This window comes from Salibaculum griseiflavum, from assembly GCF_003129565.1.
Classification (GTDB): domain Bacteria; phylum Pseudomonadota; class Alphaproteobacteria; order Rhodobacterales; family Rhodobacteraceae; genus Salibaculum; species Salibaculum griseiflavum.
Genome location: NZ_QETF01000005.1, coordinates 107,816 through 124,411 on the forward strand (window position 1 = coordinate 107,816; position 16,596 = coordinate 124,411).

The 16,596-nt window shown below is 59.1% G+C and carries 15 protein-coding genes and 1 tRNA gene; 9 read left to right on the forward strand and 7 right to left on the reverse strand.

Annotation, left to right across the window (positions count from 1 at the left end):
• The first annotated feature begins 61 nt into the window (after positions 1-61).
• Positions 62-151 (forward strand) — tRNA-Ser (locus DFK10_RS06580).
• A 1,631-nt stretch (positions 152-1,782) separates the two neighbouring features.
• On the opposite strand, the gene DFK10_RS06585 is transcribed toward DFK10_RS06580, so the two are convergent.
• Complete coding sequence (locus DFK10_RS06585) at positions 1,783-2,337, reverse strand: YecA/YgfB family protein (RefSeq protein WP_217810080.1); 555 nt, start codon at positions 2,335-2,337, stop codon at positions 1,783-1,785.
• Positions 2,338-2,792: 455 nt separating this feature from the next.
• Positions 2,793-3,587 (reverse strand): heparin lyase I family protein, encoded by a 795-nt coding sequence (locus DFK10_RS06590; protein ID WP_217810081.1) that lies wholly within the window; start codon positions 3,585-3,587, stop codon positions 2,793-2,795.
• A 488-nt stretch (positions 3,588-4,075) separates the two neighbouring features.
• On the opposite strand from DFK10_RS06590, the gene DFK10_RS06595 reads away from it, so the two are divergent.
• Together DFK10_RS06595 and DFK10_RS06600 are read left to right on the forward strand one after the other, a co-directional pair.
• A complete protein-coding gene (locus DFK10_RS06595) occupies positions 4,076-4,336 on the forward strand; it encodes a hypothetical protein (RefSeq protein ID WP_109387846.1) in 261 nt (86 codons plus the stop codon).
• A gap of 153 nt (positions 4,337-4,489) precedes the next feature.
• Positions 4,490-4,846: an HGGxSTG domain-containing protein gene (locus DFK10_RS06600; RefSeq protein ID WP_109387848.1), complete on the forward strand. Its 357-nt coding sequence runs from the start codon at positions 4,490-4,492 to the stop codon at positions 4,844-4,846.
• Here the strand turns inward: DFK10_RS06600 and DFK10_RS06605 are convergent, their stop codons facing one another.
• From DFK10_RS06605 to DFK10_RS06620, 4 genes are all read right to left on the reverse strand, one after another.
• Positions 4,847-8,431: a hypothetical protein gene (locus DFK10_RS06605; RefSeq protein ID WP_109387850.1), complete on the reverse strand. Its 3,585-nt coding sequence runs from the start codon at positions 8,429-8,431 to the stop codon at positions 4,847-4,849.
• Positions 8,432-8,489: 58 nt separating this feature from the next.
• Positions 8,490-8,687, reverse strand: coding sequence for an excisionase (locus DFK10_RS06610; protein ID WP_109387852.1), 198 nt, complete (start codon positions 8,685-8,687; stop codon positions 8,490-8,492).
• 78 nt (positions 8,688-8,765) lie between these two features.
• On the reverse strand, positions 8,766-9,428 hold the full coding sequence (locus DFK10_RS06615; protein WP_146193235.1) for a hypothetical protein: 663 nt from the start codon (positions 9,426-9,428) through the stop codon (positions 8,766-8,768).
• A gap of 4 nt (positions 9,429-9,432) precedes the next feature.
• Positions 9,433-10,692 (reverse strand): tyrosine-type recombinase/integrase, encoded by a 1,260-nt coding sequence (locus DFK10_RS06620; protein ID WP_109387856.1) that lies wholly within the window; start codon positions 10,690-10,692, stop codon positions 9,433-9,435.
• 573 nt (positions 10,693-11,265) lie between these two features.
• On the opposite strand from DFK10_RS06620, the gene DFK10_RS06625 reads away from it, so the two are divergent.
• Both DFK10_RS06625 and DFK10_RS06630 read left to right on the forward strand, forming a co-directional pair.
• Positions 11,266-12,102, forward strand: a complete 837-nt coding sequence (locus tag DFK10_RS06625) for a DUF3883 domain-containing protein (protein ID WP_109387858.1) — start codon at positions 11,266-11,268, stop codon at positions 12,100-12,102.
• A 276-nt stretch (positions 12,103-12,378) separates the two neighbouring features.
• On the forward strand, positions 12,379-12,801 hold the full coding sequence (locus tag DFK10_RS06630; protein ID WP_146193236.1) for a hypothetical protein: 423 nt from the start codon (positions 12,379-12,381) through the stop codon (positions 12,799-12,801).
• A gap of 34 nt (positions 12,802-12,835) precedes the next feature.
• Here DFK10_RS06630 and DFK10_RS16745 read toward each other — a convergent pair whose 3' ends face one another.
• A complete protein-coding gene (locus DFK10_RS16745; protein WP_408005575.1) occupies positions 12,836-13,069 on the reverse strand; it encodes a hypothetical protein in 234 nt (77 codons plus the stop codon).
• A gap of 381 nt (positions 13,070-13,450) precedes the next feature.
• On the opposite strand from DFK10_RS16745, the gene DFK10_RS06640 reads away from it, so the two are divergent.
• The 4 genes from DFK10_RS06640 (at position 13,451) to DFK10_RS06655 (ending at position 16,596) form a co-directional block, all read left to right on the forward strand.
• Complete coding sequence (locus DFK10_RS06640) at positions 13,451-13,945, forward strand: Lrp/AsnC family transcriptional regulator (RefSeq protein WP_109387864.1); 495 nt, start codon at positions 13,451-13,453, stop codon at positions 13,943-13,945.
• Positions 13,946-14,139: 194 nt separating this feature from the next.
• Positions 14,140-15,309 (forward strand): glycine cleavage T C-terminal barrel domain-containing protein, encoded by a 1,170-nt coding sequence (locus DFK10_RS06645; protein WP_217810082.1) that lies wholly within the window; start codon positions 14,140-14,142, stop codon positions 15,307-15,309.
• Complete coding sequence (locus DFK10_RS06650; protein ID WP_109387866.1) at positions 15,306-15,770, forward strand: OsmC family protein; 465 nt, start codon at positions 15,306-15,308, stop codon at positions 15,768-15,770. The genes DFK10_RS06645 and DFK10_RS06650 overlap by 4 nt, the downstream gene beginning before the upstream one ends.
• 22 nt (positions 15,771-15,792) lie before the next feature.
• Positions 15,793-16,596: an enoyl-CoA hydratase gene (locus DFK10_RS06655; protein WP_109387868.1), complete on the forward strand. Its 804-nt coding sequence runs from the start codon at positions 15,793-15,795 to the stop codon at positions 16,594-16,596.

Here is a 16,596-nt window from a genome sequence, read left to right on the forward strand (position 1 = left end):
TTTCGATTAGTTTCCGATAGCCCCTTGCACTCCTGTCGTGTTTTTGAGTATCCCCGCCAGCGGAGCGGTGGCCGAGTGGTCGAAGGCGCACGCCTGGAAAGTGTGTAGGCGGGAAACCGTCTCGAGGGTTCGAATCCCTTCCGCTCCGCCATTAAACATTGAAAATAAAAGAGAAATCAGCCTTAGATTGGCTGGTTACCAAAACAGTTCCCTAAAGGGTGGTGTGCTGTGAAAGGTCTTGGGCCACGTCCACCTTGGCTGGGGGTGATTTATAGGACCTTTTCGGTCTGCCAAGTACGCTGCCGAGTCGGTTCGGGGGTTACTTGAGCCTTCCATCCCTGAGCCACGGATCGTGGGCGGCCCCCCATCCCCCCTAAAAGCCCCCCCCTGCGCCATGAGCGCGCCCCTTGTTTGATAGAAGCCCGGAAAAAATCGTTGGTAGTTTCATTCGGGCGACGAAGGCCAAGGTCCACGGGCCAACAGGCAAACGCCGGCGACCTATAAGCGCGGACCTTGGGTCTTGGTTGGGGGCAAGCCTCGAGTGCCAAGAGCCACGCTGCAGGGGGCAAGCACCATGATCCGAGCCGCGACGCGCTCTGTGCACCGGTCGCGGTCCTTCCTTCGAGAATCCAGCGCCTGCACCCGAGGGTCGTGACGCACGTAGTGGCCTACTTAGATCTGGGTCCATTCGGGTTACTTGATGAGTCACTCTTACGGCGATACTTCGTACTTCAGCGCTATCGCGGTCCCCGTGACGTTGAAACTGCCCGAGGGTGAATTTCCGAGGCAGGTCGAGTTGGTCTGTCACGCTGAGAATCGGCGCTGCCGGGCCAAGATAGTTCGGGTTCATGGGTCGATCCGCCCTATTCTCGCAGCCTGCGCGACTGCAGGGGCAGGATCGGGGGGGGGGGAGGCGAAAAAGTTGTGTGCAGAGGGCAAAATCTGGCGACATTATATCTGAGGCAGGTCACTTGGTGACTGTCAGTTGACTCAGGTCCTTTTGCCTTGGTAACAAAAAAATACAATAGGACTTGGGGTTCAAGGATGTATGTTTTTTCAACATTAGCAGTCGCGACGTTTTCTTTTGCTATCGGCTTCGCCACTATTGTCGGCGCGCAGTCCTTGCGTTGTAGCACTGACATGTTTGGAAACACATACTGTAGTGACGGGACGACTTACAGCACTGACAGTTTCGGAAACACGTACGACAACCGTGGGAACAGCTGGAGCACTGACAGCTTTGGTAACACTTATGGCAGTGATGGAACGACCTATAGTACCGATAGCTTTGGGAACACGTACGACAATCGGGGAAACAGCTGGAGCACGGACAGCTTTGGCAACACTTATGGCAGTGATGGTACGGTCTGTTCGGAAGGCCTATTTGGCAACATAAGCTGCTACTGACTAATCAGATTTGCCATGAGGATGAAAAGCGGTGTAAGCGACGCGCTTAATGCGAGCCGCAATGCTTGATTTAGCGCACGGGAGTTCAGTAGCAGGCGCCCTCACCCTCTGATTACACATGATGGCGCACCTTATTGGCCGAGGGCCCAGATCCAAGGCGCACGATACCCGTTCTGCGGTGCGTGGGGCCCTGCGCGTTCGAAGGCGGGCTTTGGTGCTTGGGTCTTGGTACGTGGACCTTGGACCTAGGAGCTTTTCTGGATTGCCCTATAGCGCCTTTCCGGCACACGGGCGGCCAGTGAGGCCGGCGCACGTTTCTCATCAGTGTTGAGCAACAGCAGCACTCCCTTGGACCGGTCTGCCGTAACTGGCGTGTCAACGCGCTGCGGTGCGTAGGCTCTGCCAAAACAAAAAGATCTTCACCACTGCATCCGGGACCCGGGCCGCGGCATCGTCAAGCGCCGCGTCGAGGTCCTCTTGCGGGATGCCGAGGACCGAGTTCCCGTTCTCGTCCAAGATATGGGTCATGATCGGCTGTAAGAGATGGCCGCTCGTGCCGCTCTCCGTCAGGCGCAACCAGTCCTTTGGCCGAAGTGCGACGGCTTGCATGAACCCCTCGCACCAGTCCATGGCGATCAGGTGGCCTTCTGGCGCCTGCCAGAAAACTGGCTCCACCACAGGGGCCTCTCGTTGCAGATTTGATAGGATCTGTGCAGACCGCGTCTCAATAGCCTCCACGACCCAGCCGGCGAGAGTCGTGGCATCGGTGCCAAATGCAACGCCGAGCCATTCATCGCTTGGCACCCGGCTTGGGCCACAGGCGAGCCCGTGCAAAAAGCCATCCATATCCGATAGCATCATGCACTCGTCTGGACTGCTGTCGGACATCAGATATGCGTCCAGCGCCTCGTAGTCGATAAGGTCAGTCATGTCGCACCTTGTCTGGCCAAGCGTTTGCGCTGAGGTTTTTAGCGACATACGGCAGCAAATGCAGCAGATGATCTGAGTCATTCCAGCAACAAATCGCGGTTTTTCCGCGCATCGATCGGGCGTTCTGCTTCTCTGTTGGTGTCCAGCTTCTATGCCTTTTGCTCGTGACTAAGGTTCACACGCTCCAACTGCCCCCTAATCAGCACGCCTCGCGTTTGTCTGGTTAGGGGGCTGTTTTCATTATGCTGCGCATATCAGGCGACGGTGAGGCTTGACCGGGCGTCACTGGAGTTTACCGTCTAATCGTTCAGGTATCTTTGAACACTTCCTTCAACTGGCCCCTGTCGCTACCTGTAAGGCGATAGGGGCTTTTTTCGGGGTGAAGTCAATCAGGGTATCCTGACCGTATAGCGATAAACGTCCTACCATTTGCGCTCGAGGCTTTTCTCGGTTCCCTATTCCCACCAAAGCTTTGCCCGTACATAGCCGCTCTCAGGCAACGACTCGTCATCGTACCCCGACTGCAGGTCGACACGTGACCGGGCCTGCCGCACATTAGAGTACAAGACCACTTGCGTCGGAACTTCGGCCTCTCCGCTGTGGTTTAGGTACCGACTTAAGAAAGACCGATATATACCATATTTGAAATATGGATCTGCTTCTGCGGTGGTGCCGATAAAGACCCACTCTAGGTCACCATTTACATAGACCCGAAAAGTACCTTCCGCTCCCCATTCAGCATAGACCTCAATTGTGGTCCAACGTCCCACCATCTCTTCATGAGTGATCAGTTGGTGTGTGTTCGTGCTACGACCAAAATTTCGATCAATGGTCAGACCGCCCGAATGGTTTTGAAACATGAATGCCGGCTGTGCGCCGACTTGATGGAACTGCCCGAGGGCAGTCTTGGTAGGATAAACTATCGGATAGTCCGCGGGAATGAAGATGGACCAGCCATACCACCAGCTAGAGCCCAAACGGTCCTTTTTTGCCGAGAGTTCTGAACGTTCTCGATCATTTTCGCAATCCGACCACCCCGGCGTTTCACTACAGTCTCCCGGACGCACTTCGAAACGTTCAACCATCGACGTGGGAGCTGAGCCTGTAGGGTCAGGGATGATCGCGTAACCATGTGGCGTGCTGTTTAGGCTGCGAGACATTGGAGAAAAAACGCCCTTGTCAAGCTCCTGACCGCAGCTTGGTAAGCTCATTGCGATGAGCAGCCAAAATGCGAGTACAATCTTCTGCATCAGAATTCCCCCCCAGCTGATAGACGTAACCAGATTGGGCCTCGTCTCGCAGTGAGGGAGCCTAAACTTCACCATCCTACAGTCAACTATTTGGTCTGAACCGTGTCTGAAGTCGCTCTGATTTTCGGCAATACCCGGCCGCCAAGATCCAAGGGCCAAGGGGCGCGCACTTCCTTGCAGGGGCATGGTGCTCGCGTTACTTGGCCCTCGGTTGGCGTCCAGATGGCTTCGGACGTCCGTAGGTGTAACTTGGTTCTCAGCGTGAGGTGCCTAGCCCGCGGTCCTTGGGCCTTTGTCCGGGGCCCGGCGACGACGTCTTGGCGCTTGCTACTGCGGAGCTTGAGCCTTGGAACGTGGCTCACGGTCCTCGGCCCGAGGGCCGGGGAAAATGGACCACGACATATGGGGCTGATCCTCACGATGTCTTGACTATGGTTTGCGTTGGGCTGGTGAACTGCCCAGCTTGATGCGGTGAAAGGAGGCCCAAAATGGATCGCCTTGAGCTCGTATTGTTGTTTTGCGTTTTTTCCCCGACGCTTTCTGGTGTGTGCGCCATCGCGGTGATGTGGCTGGGCTATTACTCGTGGCCAGCTATCCTAGGCTCGAGTCTGGTCGGCCTGCTATTCGCTTGGCCAGTATCCCGCTACTTCTCGCGCAGCATCGAGCGCAAGCAGTCCCGTGACAAGCTGATATCCGACCTCGCTCGTGAGAACGACAGCAGCGCCGATGATCCAAGCTGCGAAGAGTGACGATCGTAATCCATGAAGCGCGCTGGACGGGGGCCCCCCTGTGGTTTAGTCCTTGGGCCTCGGGTCTCGGACCTTGGAACCCGCACCCTGTCGCTGCTGCAGTAAATGTGATACTATAACACCTCAAAGACGGCATTACACTGAGGCTCACCCATGTTCACCAAAGGCACCCAGATCGGCAAGGCTACGCGCTTCGGCCCGGACTGGCCCGGGCAGCGCTGTGGGGCCAGAACTCGGAAAGGCACGCCATGCCAGAAGCCAGCTCTGCGCGGCAAAGCCCGCTGCCGTCTTCACGGCGGCAAGAGCACAGGTCCACGGACCGAGGAAGGCAGAGCACGGATCGCGGCCGCCCACACCACGCATGGGCGGCTGACGAAGGAGAAGCGGGCTGAGGCCAAGCGTCGGGCACAGGTCGGGCGGCAGATCCGCGCAGAGCTCAAGGACATCGCAGCGCGGGCCGTGGCCCATGGGTGGCTCGATCCGGACTGGAAGGACCAGTTCAAGGGCTGATCAGCCGCACTCGATCTCTACCTGCTCGGCCAGATCGCCGAGCAACGCGCGCAGGGCGTCTTGGGGCGTCTGGTCGGGGGCGGTGCGCACGTAGAGCTGGGCGTAGTAGCGTGCGCCTTGGACCTTGGCTCTGACGGGTCGGAAGTCGTGGATCGGGAATGGCGTGTAGAGGATGTCCACCGTCGGGGCCCGGTTGACAAATTGTTTGTCTGTCCGGTCGACGAAACGCTGAAGCTCGGGGTTGTCGGCCAGCTGGTCTTTGCGCCATTTGGCGGCGCGGTCGGGACTCTCAAAGGCGGGATTTCCTATTAGTAATCTATATAGGGATTCCCGCCTTTGAGCCTTCTGAAGGGCGGCCCGAAGCATAACCCCCACGATAGCAGTGCCCGCGCCATCCGCCACCCAAGCGTCTGACGTAAGCAGTAGCGTGGGCCAGCTAAGCGCCGCCTGCGCCTCCTCGAGAGTGTACGTGGCGTCGACGGGATAGTGTGTTGGAACGTTTGTAAATAGATGTTCGATGATGGGGTTCTCTACGGTCCGGCGTGTATTGCGCCCCCGCCCTCGCGCCTGCTCAAGCTGGTCCTCGGTAACCGAAGCCCGCGCTGCGTTGGCAGCAGGGTCTTCATGGGTGTCGGTTTCGACTGGCCAGCCTGTGCCCGGTTTACGGCCTGCAATGTATCCTTTTGCTTTTGGGAAGTGTTTTGCCCCTGTCGGTAGGATGTCCTGATCGAGCAAAACCGCAGCCGTACGCTCTGCGGCACTGGGGGGTATCGCGAGACGCCCGCAGACGATAAGCCCGTTACAATCCTCAAAGCGGTTCACGCCCTTTACCGCCCCGAGGTGGCCTGTCTCGAGTTGATCCTCTGGGTCGATGCCGGTCTCTATCTTTGCCATTAGGTCTTTGGTGGAAATCAGTCCCGTCTTCCCACAGCTGCGCTCCACCACCGACGCGAGCAACAAAGCCCGCGCCGGCCATGTTGGGTTTTCGCGGAGTGCTGTCATGGAAACCGCGCTGTCGCGCAGCTGACACCGCCGGACCCCCTCACCGTCGCGTGCCCGCACATCACAGACCTGCCGTAGGTTTGGGAATACACCTGCCAGCAGCTCTTTCTGCGCGGTGGCGTCAAACAGAAGTTTGGGGACGTCCGCGAGTGCTGAGTGGATGTCTTTACGCGATTGCACTGACACGTGAACATCTCCCGAGCTCTGCCGGTGGAACTCGACGTGTCGACAATGGCTCCATTGGCCGTGAATCGCGTTTTCGAAGGCTTTAAGGATGTGGGATAGGTGCAGGCATGACGCCCGCAATGCGAGCTGTTCTGCATAGGCCATTCGTATGTCCGACGCATCAAGCTGGCGCAGCTCTGCGGGTTTGGGAACATCAGGTATCAACTCCCAAATCGCGGCCAGCACCTGCCTCAGGTTATCCCCAAAATTGGCCAAGAACCCAGAATCGGGGAAAAGCAGGTCACAGTCAGCGATCAGATGGCCGAGCTGATCTATGAATTCGAGAACCACGGTTTTTTCGGGGGAGGCTGGGAGATTGGCGAAATTGGATCGGGTTGCGGAAAGGAGGAGCGCTTCCCGCCCCTCGGCGCCCTCGATCCAAGCGGATGGATCCGTCTCATCGATTATGGCAAGATCAAAATCGCGATCACTGTATGGCTCGCTGTGTATCTCGGCGTCTGGCCCCCCGTCGAGCAATTCAAGCTGCGTCCACACTTGAGGGGGTAGTTCCGCGGGCCGCCAGCCCGTCGCCTTCTTACAACCTTTAGGCAAAGCGCGCTGGAGTGCTTGCGTGCCCGCCATGATGACAACACTTTTGTTGCGAAGGGTTTGCTGCCGATAGCCACAAGTTATGTGGCTTGCTCCATCGGGGTGGTATGGACAAAACCCCGCCTTTTTTGATCCGCAAATCGCTGATATGTCAGCGCCAAGGCCCCGCGCTGCTTTCACCGCGTCAGATCTAAGACACATTTTCTGGGCTCGTTGATTTGGGTCGGGTTGGTCAATTCCCCGCCATACCCCGGCGATGTCGCCATAGAGATTTGAAAGACTCGTACAGCGCTCTTCTGCAAGCTCTATCGTCGGGACGACGATCAAATCGCGCTTCCCTTGCGCGAGTGTGAGAGGTACATTTTCGTCGATTACGGAGGATTTGTCTACTCCCACGCTGGCGCTGAAAAGCAATTCTGGCGCACCTTGCCCCTCTTTCCCTCGGCTTTTTCGTTGCGCCGGAAGGATTTCTTCTCGTATAGCGTGCTGAACATGCGCGCTCAACGACCGTTGCGCATCGTCGGCTGTTTGCGGTGCTACACCCTGTGCCTCGTCGCCGCCGTCTGTCCAGCGCAGCCCCCAAAGCCGGCGATATCGCTCGAAGTTGAAGAACGTTTTGTCACCATGCGCGAACGAGATGATGCGAGGTACTGGGGAATAGTCATCTGCGGGATGAAAGTAGGCGGTTGACGTGCCGTAGTCGCTGCCTTCAACCGGGCAGGGCAGACCAAGGGAGCCCGGTTTGCGGTCCAACAGGGCCCCGACTTGCTCAAACTTGCCCGGAGCAGTCTCTATGGTGTCATCGTCCTCCATAACGCGGTCGCGTGTTTGGACGGTCACGCGTCTGCGGGCTGCTGTTTTGCTAATTCCCGCTTCTTTGCTGAGCTTTGTCGCCTTCTCGTCTACATATTTTCTCCGCTGGGTCTTGGCTGCATTACCCGTTGCCGCCTCAGCCTCAGCCTGAAGCTCTGACACGCTATCCGCATTGGCATCTGCGATGTCCCGCAAGGCCGGCCCCGGGTGGAGACGTTTGCCGGGTGGATTGCGGACCAGTGGTTCAAGTACAATTGGCTCGGCTTCAAAGATAAGGCGCTCTGGGCTGGCGACGGCTTTATCGATGAGTGTCCGAAGAAGCTGTTTCCCGTCTTTTGCGAGCTTCACATAACCGTATCCGGCTGCCCAAAGTCGATCATAGACCTTTTGAACCAGCTCTTTGCAGGTACTGGCCTTGGCCAGTTTGACGTAGACATGGAGACCTTGAGCTTCGCTGGCGACGCCACTTGGTGGAACAATGCCAGCTGAGGAAGATGGCACCACCAAGTGCTCACAGCCCTGCAGCTCGGGGACGAGTTCCGTGATCACATCCCACCATTCACGGTTGCCTTTTTTGCGGACAAGGCTGTCCGGCATGTCGTCTGTATCGATATCGAACAGGCACCACCCCGGGCCTTCGTGGAATGAAAACCACTTGAGAGTACGGGTAATCTCGCCCGGCTTCGCGTTAGCAGTGCTCGCAAGTGGTATCCATTGGTTAGCCGTGCTCAACACACCCAGAGCCAGTGCTTGCTTTGGCCCAAGGTGCTCGACGACACGGAGCAGGTCAGCCGCTGTATCTGCCTCAACCGTCATCGCGCGCCCTTTGCTGATCTGCGCGCCGTGCTGCTTTTCGATGGCGTCGTTTCGCCACCGAAAGGTCTTCACAACGGGTCGATGACTCGACTCGATGATCGAGATATGCGCACGTCTGGGGTTGGGAGAGCGCACCTCTCCCTTCTCCCCGCCGTGCGGCGGGAAGCCAGTCTGTTCCATTTTTTTTGGCTCGACTAGCTGCTCAGAAGGCTTGGGCGTGGAGGCTCACAAGGAACAATCATCCTGCCTCTCCCGTCAGATCCCGAAAGAGGGCTTCAGCGCTATCTGCGGTGATGATCGTGCACCGGCCGACCCGAACCACGTCAAGGCGCTTCTGTGCAATCAGCTCGTAGACCTTGGTCCGTCCAAGACCGGTCGCGTCGCAGAATTCCCAGACGCGGTATCCGAGGCGTTTGGTCCGTGCAGGTGTGGTCATGTCCAGCTCCGTGTGGTGGCGTTTGCTGGACATTCTCAGAGGAAATTCGGCCGCCCAAATTGGCCGTTAATCGGCCAGTTATTTCTTGGCCAATTTTGGTCGACCCGGTTCGCGCGGGCCGCCGAGCCTACGTACGCGCTCTCGCGTAACCTTATGGTTTGGGTGGCTATTTTTGGCCAACTCCCACAGCTTTTCGCGTGACATGCCCTTTTGTTCTTTAGATAGCCCATCCCACCAAGCCATCAGGTCGGCACCCGAAAGTGGCTGTGGTTTAGTTTCCTGCAGGTACGGCGAGCTGCCAGTGCCAAGAAACTTGCGAAGCTGCCCGCGCACCACGGTAATGTCACGGTAATGGTTGGGGCGCGCGAAGCTGGGCTGTCGGTAAGGGTCCTCTGTTGGGCTGAACCATAGTAGAGCAGTGTCGCCAAATCGGAGGCCGTCTATACGATAATCAAAAGCTTTGTAAGAAAGCGCGCTGTCGGGCGGGAGGCGCGCGATCTCTTCGGTCCCGTCGGCATTGGCCTCACGCGAAAATCTACCGTGCAAGACAAGCCTCCCCGAGTCCGCTTTCTGTAGAAGCGCGTCGAGCGCATCGGTCAATTTTGAGAATGCTTCTTCCCGCGTGAAGCCGAAATGTTTCGTATTCAGTTCCTTTGCAAACCGCTCTCCTGAGACCTCGACGCCGAATGCGGCGAGTGTCAACGCGCTCGTTAAAGAAATTCGTTCCGCTGCTTCTGACATGACGCTAAACCGCCTCTGCATCCTCTGTGGGTATCACGGAGCTGGCGCAATAGTCTGCCCATTCATCCATGAGCTGACGTCGCTTGGCAAAGAGATCTCCCCGCCGGTAGGCAGCTTCGGCTTTATTGCTGATCGTATGCGCCAGCGCAGCCTCACAGACTTCATTTGGATATGATGTCGTCTCTGATGCCCAGTCCCGGAAGCTCGAACGAAATCCGTGAACCGTCACCGAATTCTCAATGCGGCGTAGAAGCATCGACATCGTCATGCCTGACATGGCCTTGCCACGTTGTCCGGGGAAGAGGTGCGTCCCACCAAGTTGTTGCGTTTGGTGCAGGATATCCAAGGCGCGTTCAGACAAAGGTACGCGGTGTTCACGGCCCGCCTTCATGCGCATTGCCGGTATGGTCCAAGTTCGGGCATCAAAGCTGATCTCGTCCCACTCCGCGCCGATCACCTCGCCGGTACGGGCTGCGGTTAGGATGAGGAATTCGAGAGCGAGGGCGCCTGTTGCCGAGTGTGACCGAAGGTTGGCTATGAACTGTGGGACGTGTTGATAGGGCAGGGCTGCATGATGCCCGCGAGACAGGCGTTTGCGTGGCGGCAAGATCTTATCAAGGTGGCCGCGCCAGCGCGCGGGGTTTTCGCCAGTGCGGTAACCCTTAACCTTTGCCGCGTCGAGAATGTTCTCGACTCTGCCGCGTAGCCGGCTTGCGGTCTCGCTTTTGGTGGTCCAGATCGGTTCTAGGATTTCTAAGACGTGCTGTGTCTCAACATCCTTCACAGCCATATCCCCGATCGTGGGATAGACATAATCTCGCAGTGTGTTGTACCATTGTCGTCGATGCTTGGCGTTGCGCCATGTGGTCTCGTGAGAGGCAAGGTAGTCACCGGCGACATCTCTGAAAGTCTTTTGTTCTGCTTCACGCAGAGCGCTTTCCTCAGCGCGCCGAGCGGCAGCCTCCTGCCGTTCTAGGAGCGGATCAATGCCCGCTTTCACCTTCATTCGGTAGATCGCAGCTACGTCGCGTGCTTCCGCTAGCGAGAGCTCGTCCTTCTGGGACTTCTCCAACAATGCGATTGCCTCTGGGCAACGTGACAGGCCCATATCGCGCGACACCCCGTTGAGGCGGAAGCGGAAGACCCACGACCGTGCACCGCTCGCCTTGACAAGCAGGTACAGCCCTCCGCCATCAGCATGCCGCCCCGGCTTTGCGTTCCGGACCTGCAGCGGAGTCAATGCGTTCTTTACCTTCTTTGGCATTCTGTCGGCCCTCCACTTCCGTTACCAAAACCGTTCCCCTAAAATAGGCTGACTTTTGGCGAACTGCAGCGGACAATCGCGGTGAGGTCGGGTTCCAAGTATCTACAATAATACGTACTTTTATGATGCTTTGTGACTCCGGTGAATAGTCATGAACAGATATTAGGAGGACTTCCGATCCGCCACCATCACCCTTGCGAACCCGTTCAGGCCGCCCGTCCGAGGCGGATGTTCTCCCTTATTCAAAGGGATTTGCCGTATGGGTGCGAACCGCTGAGACGCGGGCACACAGCGATTTCCGTCTCTGAATGGTCTCTCGTCTCTGGTCGGGCGAACCGCGCCGATTTCGGTTCGGTCGAAAATCTCCTTGCTTTTCCAATGGCCTGACTCGCAAGCCCGCCGAAACTGCGCGCCCTGTTTCCATCGCTATCGACCGGAACGGAGACCGACCATGCAGGAGGCGTAGCCGATGGGTGCGCTGGCAGAACGGCGCGTAGCGGTGGCGGAGCATTCAGCGACGGGCTCAACGAAGCCATTGATGACAAACGCACATCGCGCCTCTAGCCTGGCAGCATGGCGAGTGGCCCCTGGACCGATGAAGAAAACGACCTGATCGTCGCGGACTATTTCGCGATGCTGGCCGACGACATCACCGGGCGCCGCTACAGCAAAGCCGAGCATCGCCGGGCGCTCCTGCCGCTTCTGAACGACCGGTCTGAGGGATCGGTCGAGTTCAAGCACCAGAACATCAGCGCGGTGCTCAAGGGGCTCGGCGAGGACTGGATCCCCGGCTACAAGCCCGCCTTCAATTTCCAGATGACGCTGGTCGATGCGGTGGCGCGGTGGCTGGCGCTGCACCCGGACTGGCTCGGCCGGTTGCCAGGCATGCCCCCTGCGACCGGCATGCGCGAGGCGGCACCGATCTGGATCGGTCCTCTGCCCACGCTCTCCAACCAGCCTCCTCCGCAAGAGTTGGACCAGATGCTGCACATCGTCAGGAAGTTCGACGTGGCGGGCCGCGACGAACGCAATCGTGCCCTCGGCCGCGCTGGCGAAGAACGTGTCCTGGCCCATGAGCACGCCACGCTGAAAGCCGCGGGGCGCGATGACCTGGCGCGCAAGGTCCGCTGGGTCTCGGAAGAGGACGGCGATGGCGCGGGCTACGACATTGCGAGCTACGCGCCGGATGGCCGGCCGCGCCTGATCGAGGTTAAGACGACGAACGGCTGGGAACGGACGCCCTTCCACATCACGCGCAACGAGCTGGCCGTTGCCGACGAACGGCGCGCGGAGTGGTGCCTTTTCCGGATGTGGAATTTCTCGCGCGAGCCGCGGGCGTTCGAGCTTTACCCGCCACTCGATGCGCATGTCTCGCTTACGCCGACGTCGTTTCAGGCCAGCTTTCACTGAAGGACGGGTCAACAACCTTTGCGAATGTAGACAGCGCTGGCAAGCCATCGGTATCATTGGGAAATATGGAGTCTGATTGAAAGGTAGACTTTGGCGACTTGTTGGACTTGCGGCGAACCAATCGTGTTTCGGCACGTAGACGGCGTTCTCAAGCCGATACACCTCAATGGGGGCTGGTGCTCCGCCGCGACGTCCAGCCCTTTGTCCAATGCGCCTTTCAGATCAGTTGAATCCTACGTCAATCCCAACGCCTATTGTCCGGTATGTGGGGAGAAGGTGTTCTACTACCAGAGCCGCTACGGTGGCCGGGTGTTCTTTGACGACCTCGGCTGGCCGTGGCCGAAGCATCCATGTACCGATAACAGCAATCGTCCATTGAAGGCGCCGCGCGCCGTCCGCGGTTCGATCGTCATAAAAGATCGTCACGGGCAAACTCTGGACATCTATGACCTAGATGACCTCCAGGATGGGCCTGGCCGCTTTGTCTTCACGTTTCGGAACTCGAGAACGCGAGCCAGGCTGGACCTAACCTTCTCGAAGAAGGCGATGGCGAAGGGAGGCGTGAAGATAGACGATTTCTGGGATGCGCCATCGTTCCTGCTGCGGAAGGATCAGCAGAAGAAGGACGCCTACCGCGTGGAGTTTATTTCGTGCCGACACGGCAAGGTACTCCGCTTTCGGATGCAACGCTTGCTGTGAAGGTGACAGCGTTCAGGGCTTACTTGACTGACTCTCAGTCGAACACTCGCACCGACTGCTCCTCCCAAGGCAGGGACGCGACGAAGCAAAGGTCGTAGAGGCTGATCGCGCAGGGCTCGCGGCGCACGACCAGTCGCTCGAGGACGACCGGTGCCAGCCATGCAAGGCGCAGGAGGCGGCTGACGTAGCGGTCGGAGATCCGTTCGCCGATCACCTCGCGCTCGAACTGGGCGAAGCTGAGCAGGATGTTCAGCGTCAGCCGGCCCATGGAGGTCGTGGTATTGAAGGACAGCGTGCGGGACTGCAACCGGCCATGTGATCGGGTCTTACACCGATCGCCGCCTCACAGGGCGCGTGCAGCCGACAGGCGAAGCGCCCCGTTACAACTCGGGCGATTGGCGGTGGCCAGGTCCCTCGGTAGGGGGTGTCCGCAACCGGGGAAGGACGTTCGAAGCAAACGTGGCGATCTGCGCCGCCCGGCTGACCGTGGCATCAAAGTGGGCCGTCATGGTCGGTGACGCTGGTTTTCCTCAAGAGGTCGCAAAAGTGCTTCGTTCCCGGTTGGCTTGGCGTCATAATGTTGCAACGAATCGTACCGCGCCGTTTGCGACGCGGGTGGCGTGACGCTCAGTCGACAAGGCGGACAAAGATGCGAGAGCGGCAAGGGCTCGATCCGACAGATATTCGCATTCTCAGCGCGGTGCAAAAGCATGGGCAGCTGAGCAAGACAAAACTGGCCGAGATCGTGAACCTGTCGGCGACGCCGTGCTGGGCGCGGCTGACCCGGTTGCGCACGGCGGGCTATATCCGCGGTTATCACGCCGATATCGCGCTGGAGCGGGTGGTCGACGCGACCCGTGTGGTGGTCACGGTGTCGCTGACCCATCATCGCAAGGCCGATTTCGACCGGTTCGAAAACTACATCAAGCAGGTCGACGAGGTGATCAACTGCGTCGCGACCGGGGGCGGCATCGATTATGTGATGACCGTGGTCTGCCCGACGCTTTCGTCGTTCCAGAGCTTGATGGATGATCTCTTGTCGGCGGATTTGGCCATTGACCGCTACATGACCTATTTCGCCACGCGCCTGATCAAGGCCGAGCAACCCAACCTCGCCAAGCTGGTGGCTCATGGCAGCAAATAAGGTTTGCGACATCGCCGATGTCGCGATTTGGCAAGTTGGTCCAATCGGTCCGTAAAGCCCTGAATCCAAGCCTGAACGGTCTGCAAAATCCCGCAACTTCAGCCCACAGGATCGGCGCAAACACTCTACATCCGCCTCAGGAGACAACGCAGCCTAGGGCGGGGCCCGAAGCTCGAATGAGGGTGGAGAACATCATGCAATCTCAAGACTTTGGCTTTGGCACTCAAATCCGGAAATCGCCTTACTTCGACGCCACCGTGCGGTGGGGCGCCCAGGGGTTTTCGGTTTACAACCACATGTATATCCCGCGCGATTTCGGTGATCCGGAACAGAACTTCTGGAACCTCGTGAACGACGCGATCCTGTGCGACGTCGGCGTCGAGCGCCAGGTTGAAATCACCGGCCCAGATGCCGCGAAATTCATGCAGATGCTCACCCCGCGTGACCTGTCGACCATGGCGGTGGGCCAGTGCAAATACATCCTCATCACCAATGCCGAGGGCGGCATCCTGAACGACCCGATCCTGCTCAAGTTGGCCGAAGATCACTTCTGGATTTCGCTGGCCGACAGCGACATCCTGCTCTGGGCGCAGGGCGTTGCCGTGCATTCGGGGCTGGATGTGTCCATCACGGAGCCGGATGTATCGCCCCTGCAGCTTCAGGGCCCGAAATCGGGCGAAATCATGCAGGAACTCTTCGGCCCCGAGATCATGGACCTGCGCTATTACTGGTTCATCGAGGCCGAGTTGGACGGCATCCCGCTGATCGTCTCGCGCACCGGTTGGTCCAGCGAGTTGGGCTACGAGATCTACCTGCGCGACTCTGCCTATGGCGACGCCCTGTGGGAGCGGATCATGGCCGTTGGTCTGCCCATGGGCCTCAAGCCCGGCCACACCTCGACCATTCGCCGGATCGAAGGTGGCATGCTGTCCTATCACGCCGATGCCGACATCACGACCAACCCTTTCGAGTTGGGCTTTGATCGTCTGGTGAACCTCGACATGGAGGCCGATTTCATCGGCAAGTTCGCCCTGCAACGCATCCGTGACAACGGTGTGACCCGCAAGCAGGTTGGCCTGATCATCGACGGCGAGCCGATGACCGGCCCGAACACCACGTTCTGGTCCATCAACCACGAAGGCGAGACCGTGGGCAAGGTGACCTCGGCGGTCTACTCGCCGCGCCTGAAGAAGAACATCGCGCTGGCCATGGTCGCGGTCGAGGCCGCCGAACTGGGCACCCAGCTGGAAATCCTGACCCAGGCCGGCGAAACCACCGCGACCGTCGTGGAAAAGCCCTTCTTCGACCCGCGCAAGCAGATTGCCGCGACCGGTGCCGCCATCGACGCGCAGGCCACGGCATGAAGGCGGCGACCCTCTCCGATCTCGCGGTCGAACTGCACTGGCACCGCGACGAACCGGCGTTGGAAACCGGCAAGTATTCCAACGCCCACACCGTGCAGTACAACAGCACCTACGAGGTGCAAGTGGACTCCGCCCCCGATTGGGGCGGAGATCCCGACCACACCAACCCCGAACAGGCGCTCGCCGCGGCCCTGTCAAGCTGCCACATGATGACCTTCCTGGCGCTTTGCGCCAAGGCCGGTTGGCCCGTGGCCAGCTACCACGACTATGCCGAGGCGCATCTGGGCAAGAACCCCAAGGGGCAGATGTCGGTCACGCGGATCGACCTGAACCCGGTGGTGCGGTTCGACACCGGCTTTGCGGTCGCACCGGACAAGTTGGACGAGATGCAGCACCGCGCGCACCGCTATTGCTTCATCGCCAACACGCTGGCTGACAGCGTGGAAATCAACGTCAACTGATCGGCTCAAAGGGACCTGCGTCATGAAGAACGAAAGCATCATTCTGCTGCGCGACCTTTCGGAGGACGGCATCCTGCGATTGACCCTCAATGACGTCGGGCGACGCAACGCGTTGTCCGAAGCGATGCTGTCGGAACTGGGCGAGGCCATCGCCGGGGCAGGAAAAGACCCGGCGGTCCGTGTGATCGTTCTGGCCGCCAACGGCCCGGCCTTCTGCGCCGGTCACGACCTCAAGGAAATGACCGCCGGGCGCGACGCCGAAGATCGCGGCCGGGCCTATTTCACGCGCGTCATGGCCCAGTGTTCCGGCGTCATGCAGGGGATCGTCAATTGCCCCAAGCCGGTGATCGCCGAGGTGACCGGCATCGCCACCGCCGCGGGCTGCCAGTTGGTGGCAAGCTGCGATCTGGCCGTGGCGGCGGAGACCGCGAAATTCAGCACCCCCGGCGTGCATATCGGGCTGTTCTGCTCGACCCCCATGGTGGCCCTGTCGCGTAACACCACCAACAAGCACGCCATGGAAATGCTGCTGACCGGGGATATGGTGCCCGCCGCCCGTGCCGCCGAGATCGGCTTGGTGAACTACGCCGTGCCCGAGGCGGAATTGCAGGCCACGACAATGGAGATGGCCCGCAAGATCGCCTCGAAATCAAGCATGACCCTGGCCACCGGCAAGCGCGCTTATTACGCGCAGCGCGAAATGCCGCTGGCCGAGGCCTATGACTATGCCAGCCAGGTCATGGTCGACAATATGCTGGCCCATGATGCCGAAGAGGGCATCGGTGCCTTCATCGAGAAGCGCGCGCCCCGTTGGCAGGATCGCTAG

Bases quoted from the DNA above. Each gene is read 5' to 3' on its own strand.
- DFK10_RS06585 (WP_217810080.1), bottom strand. From the start codon at position 2,337: ATGACTGACCTTATCGACTACGAGGCGCTGGACGCATATCTGATGTCC.
- DFK10_RS06590 (WP_217810081.1), bottom strand. From the start codon at position 3,587: ATGCAGAAGATTGTACTCGCATTTTGGCTGCTCATCGCAATGAGCTTA.
- DFK10_RS06595 (WP_109387846.1), top strand. From the start codon at position 4,076: ATGGATCGCCTTGAGCTCGTATTGTTGTTTTGCGTTTTTTCCCCGACG.
- DFK10_RS06600 (WP_109387848.1), top strand. From the start codon at position 4,490: ATGTTCACCAAAGGCACCCAGATCGGCAAGGCTACGCGCTTCGGCCCG.
- DFK10_RS06605 (WP_109387850.1), bottom strand. From the start codon at position 8,431: ATGGAACAGACTGGCTTCCCGCCGCACGGCGGGGAGAAGGGAGAGGTG.
- DFK10_RS06610 (WP_109387852.1), bottom strand. From the start codon at position 8,687: ATGACCACACCTGCACGGACCAAACGCCTCGGATACCGCGTCTGGGAA.
- DFK10_RS06615 (WP_146193235.1), bottom strand. From the start codon at position 9,428: ATGTCAGAAGCAGCGGAACGAATTTCTTTAACGAGCGCGTTGACACTC.
- DFK10_RS06620 (WP_109387856.1), bottom strand. From the start codon at position 10,692: ATGCCAAAGAAGGTAAAGAACGCATTGACTCCGCTGCAGGTCCGGAAC.
- DFK10_RS06625 (WP_109387858.1), top strand. From the start codon at position 11,266: ATGGCGAGTGGCCCCTGGACCGATGAAGAAAACGACCTGATCGTCGCG.
- DFK10_RS16745 (WP_408005575.1), bottom strand. From the start codon at position 13,069: ATGGGCCGGCTGACGCTGAACATCCTGCTCAGCTTCGCCCAGTTCGAG.
- DFK10_RS06640 (WP_109387864.1), top strand. From the start codon at position 13,451: ATGCGAGAGCGGCAAGGGCTCGATCCGACAGATATTCGCATTCTCAGC.
- DFK10_RS06645 (WP_217810082.1), top strand. From the start codon at position 14,140: ATGCAATCTCAAGACTTTGGCTTTGGCACTCAAATCCGGAAATCGCCT.
- DFK10_RS06650 (WP_109387866.1), top strand. From the start codon at position 15,306: ATGAAGGCGGCGACCCTCTCCGATCTCGCGGTCGAACTGCACTGGCAC.
- DFK10_RS06655 (WP_109387868.1), top strand. From the start codon at position 15,793: ATGAAGAACGAAAGCATCATTCTGCTGCGCGACCTTTCGGAGGACGGC.